General features: G+C 50.7%; 2 protein-coding genes. Both read left to right on the forward strand.

Features of this window, described 5'->3' with window-relative positions:
* Positions 1-78: 78 nt before the first annotated feature.
* On the forward strand, positions 79-1,350 hold the full coding sequence (locus AC1WIP_RS14910) for a 2-hydroxyacyl-CoA dehydratase subunit D (protein ID WP_481142570.1): 1,272 nt from the start codon (positions 79-81) through the stop codon (positions 1,348-1,350).
* A partial coding sequence (locus tag AC1WIP_RS14915; RefSeq protein ID WP_481142571.1) for a 2-hydroxyacyl-CoA dehydratase family protein occupies positions 1,343-2,171 on the forward strand: 829 nt, incomplete at its 3' end. The genes AC1WIP_RS14910 and AC1WIP_RS14915, both read left to right, overlap by 8 nt.

Raw genomic sequence — 2,171 nt, forward strand, 5'->3', positions numbered from 1 at the left:
ATGCTACTATACCATAGGTGAGGTATTAGGTATCAAGGAAAGAATGAAGATTCTTGGGACATGATAGGAAATCAGACAATGCAGATAACAGAAGTATTTGGAAATTATGTGGAACGATTCAGTCAGACAAATCCGGAAAGGGCCAGATGGCTTCTTAAAACGGGCTGGAAAGCGCAGGATCTGCGCTTTCTTCTATTGCCGGACAAAAGACTGTTTCCAGCGGACAGATATATGGCTGTCCTGATGATGAATACAATGCGAAAGCCGCTCCAAAGTCCGGATAAATCCGCTATTGTCAGTGTCTTTACGCCATGCGAGCTTCTGCAGGAGGCGGGGCTTAGCCCTTATAATGTGGAAAGCTTTTCGGCTTATCTGACGGCCTCCCATGCGGAGGAGGGCTGCCTGCAGCAGACGGAAAACAGAGGGATTTCCAGTACGCTGTGCAGCTATCACCGGACGTTTATCGGTGCGGCGGAGAAAGGGCTTTTGCCTAAGCCGAAATGTATTGTATATACCAATTTAGTATGTGACGCCAACCTAGTGACGTTCCGCCATTTGGCAGAATGGTATCGTGTGCCCTCCTTTGCCATTGATGTGCCCATGCAGCAGAATGAGGAGAACATTGCTTATGTGGCGGATCAGCTGCGTCAGCTGGCCCGTTTTCTTGAAAAGGAAACAGGGACAGCCATTTCTGAGGACAGCTTAAGGGAGCGCCTTAAGGTAAGCCGCAGGACGTTAGAAAATTATAGTACCTTTCAGAAGCTTCGCGCAAACTGCTATGTGCCGTCGGATCTGGTGACGCCTCTTTATGCGGGGATGACCTTGAACATTCTTCTTGGCACAAAGGAGGTAGAAAAATATACCCAGCAGCTGTTGGAGGATATCAAGACGGCTTCTGGGGCAAAAGGAAAACGAATTTATTGGATGCACACCATTCCGTTTTGGTCCGATGCGGTGAGAAAGGAGCTTTCTTTAAACGAGGGGGCACAGATTGTGGGCTGTGAGCTGGCCCAGACCTGTGACCCTGATTTTGATCCCTCAAAGCCCTATGAGGCAATGGCAAGGCGGATGGTCTATCATGGGCTCAACGGCAGCCTGACACGGAGAATTGAGCGAGGAATCCGTCATGCAAAGGAGGTCAACGCGGACGGCGTTGTCTGGTTCGGGCACTGGGGCTGCAAACATACCCTGGGCGGCTCTCAGCTGGCAAAAAAGAAATTTGAAGAACAAGGACTTCCGTTGTTAATTTTGGATGGAGACGGCTGTGACCGCAGTCACGGCGGCGAGGGGCAGACAGCAACACGTCTTGGCGCTTTTCTGGAAATGCTGGGAGGAAGGACAGATGAATAAAACATTTTATGTGTGCAAATATACGCCGGTGGAATTGCTGGCTGCCTTTGGGGCCCGCTGTGAAATTTTAAATGAAATGCCGGAGGGCTTTGAAATGGCGGACCAGCTTGCCCACCCTAATCTTTGCGGGTTTGGCAAGGCGCTTTTGGAAGCGGTGATGGGCGGCGGCATTCGGGAGCTTGTGCTGGTGAACTGCTGTGATACCATACGGAGTGTATATGATGTGCTTGCAGACAGCGGGAAGCTGGATTTTTTGTATATGGTGGATGTCTTACACGGAGGTGATGTCTGCAGCAGAGAGCGCATGGCTGTACAGCTGAAAGGGCTGGCGAAGGCGTATGGGGCTTATCGCGGGACAGCCTTTGACAAAAAAGCGTTCCGGGAGGCTTTTGCCCTGCCGGAGCCGGTGCAGGGAGAACACCTTGCCGTGCTGGGTGCGCGCATGGGCAAGGAGCTTTTTGAAATGGTAAGCGATGCAATGCCGCTTCCGGTAAAAAATGACAGTTGTGTCAATAACCGTTCCGTGGGAGAAATGGCTCCTCCGGATACAGAGGACTTTGATGAGCTGATGCTCTGGTATGCGGGAGAGCTGCTTTCTCAGATTCCATGTATGCGCATGATGGATTCCACAGGCCGTAAAAAACTCTATAACCGTCCCGGCCTGGCAGGAATCATTTATCATACGGTGAAGTTTTGCGACTTTTACAGCTTTGAGTATGCGGATTTAAAGCAGCACAGCTCGGTGCCTCTTTTGAAAATCGAATCCGATTATACGCTCCAAAGCAGCGGTCAGCTATTAACCCGGCTGGAAGCATTTGCGG

The sequence above is a fragment of the Acetatifactor sp. genome, from assembly GCF_982438285.1.